The sequence below is a fragment of the Allobosea sp. P1_A7 genome, from assembly GCF_056406775.1.
In genome coordinates this window covers 1-1,639 of the sequence record NZ_JBFTZN010000539.1, presented here as the reverse complement: position 1 = coordinate 1,639, position 1,639 = coordinate 1, and the positions used below count along the sequence as shown (strand labels likewise).

Genomic DNA, 1,639 nt, shown 5'->3' with positions numbered 1-1,639 from the left:
GGGCAACTGGCCCGCACGCCCGAACGGTTCGAGAAATGAACCGTCTGGGTCAGCTCCTGATAGACGTTGTCGCGCATCTCGTGACAGGAGGTGCAGAATTTCTCGGTGTTGGTGACCTCCAGCGCCGTGTTGAAACCGCCCCAGAAGATGACGCCGCAGATGAAGCCGCCGAGCGTCAGGAAACCCAGGGAGAGATAGGTGCTTGGTCGGCTGATGATCCGCCAGAACCAGACGACCCGGTCCCAGAGGCGAAGGAACACCGTCTTCAGCTTACCCATGTMGGCGCCCCGTTACCGTTTCCGGCCAATCGTATTCGCATCCTGAAACTGGTTCGGCACCAACGTGCGGGCGTCGGTTTGCTGAACATGGCAGGCGGTGCAGAAATAGCGCCGTGGCGTCACGTCCGAGAGCACCTGTCCGTCCCGGTCCTGGAAATGGGTGACGCTGATCATCGGGGCGCCGGAGCCCTCGGTGAACTCCCGCTTGTGGCAATCCATGCAGCGGTTGGTGTTCAGCGTCAGTTGATAGCCGTCGATCGAATGCGGAATGATCGGCGGCTGTTCCGGGTAGTTCCGCATGCGCCTGACGTCGTCGACGATCGGGCGGTCGAGCGGTGGAATGGGATGGATAGATAGCAGTGGGGTAGCACCCGTTAGGCGCGGGATGATTCTGATTGGCCCCCCATCCTGGGAGGAGGCGCCAATGGTGAGGACGATAAGTGCTGCCAGCGCAGCCCCGAGGACGGTCCAGGAGCGCATCAGGCTCAGACCGCTACGATCTTGACCGCGCATTTCTTGAAATCCGTCTGTTTGGAGATGGGATCCGTCGCGTCGAGAGTGGTCTTGTTGATGAGCTGGCTGGCGTCGAACCAGGGAACGAAGACGACGCCCTGGGGCATGCGATTGCGCCCGCGCGTCTCGACCCGGGTCTGCATCTCACCACGGCGGGAGATCAACCGGATCTCTGCCCCCTGGTTGAGCCCGCGCTYGCGGGCATCGTCCGGGTGCATGAAGCAGCGCGCGCCGGGAAAAGCCTTGAAGAGCTCCGGCACGCGCATCGTCATCGAGCCTGAATGCCAGTGTTCGAGCACGCGTCCGGTCACCAGCCAAAGATCGTACTCATTGTCCGGTGATTCCGCCGGCGGTTCGTAGGGCGCGGCAATAATCTTCGCCCTACCATCCGGATTGCCGTAGAACTCGAAGCCCTTTCCCGGTTTGACATAGGGATCGAGACCCTCGCGGTAGCGCCAGAGCGTCTCCTTGCCGTTGACCACCGGCCAGCGCAGGCCGCGCACCTCGTGATAGGTGTCGTAGGGCGCAAGATCGTGGCCGTGCCCACGGCCGAACGTGGCATATTCCTCGAACAGCCCTTTCTGGACATAGAAGCCGAAATCCCTGGCCTCGAAATTGTCATAGGCCGGGTTAATCTCGGTTGTGGCGAAGCTGTCGACATGGCCGTTGCGGAACAGCACGTCGAACAGGGTCTTTCCGCGATAGTTCGGATTTGCGCTCAGCAGCTCGGCCGGCCAGACCTCGTCGGTGGTGAAGCGCTTCGAGAACTCCATCAGCTGCCAGAGGTCGGAGCGGGCGTCGCCCGGAGCCTTGACCAGCTGGTGCCAGACATGGGTGCGGCGCTCGGC

3 protein-coding genes are annotated in these 1,639 nt (G+C 62.1%); all 3 read right to left on the bottom strand.

The genetic code is table 11. The annotated features are described in order from the left end of the window. Positions 1-278: NapC/NirT family cytochrome c (locus AC1D34_RS37410; RefSeq protein WP_476827009.1), on the bottom strand; the 278-nt coding region annotated here is incomplete at its 3' end. 12 nt (positions 279-290) lie between these two features. Beyond that, entirely contained in the window at positions 291-791 is a 501-nt protein-coding gene (locus tag AC1D34_RS37405) for a nitrate reductase cytochrome c-type subunit (RefSeq protein WP_441509143.1), read from the bottom strand. Continuing rightward, a partial coding sequence (locus tag AC1D34_RS37400) for a molybdopterin dinucleotide binding domain-containing protein (RefSeq protein WP_476827008.1) occupies positions 764-1,639 on the bottom strand: 876 nt, incomplete at its 5' end. The genes AC1D34_RS37405 and AC1D34_RS37400, both read right to left, overlap by 28 nt.

Bases quoted from the DNA above. Each gene is read 5' to 3' on its own strand.
- AC1D34_RS37405 (WP_441509143.1), bottom strand. From the start codon at position 791: ATGCGCGGTCAAGATCGTAGCGGTCTGAGCCTGATGCGCTCCTGGACC.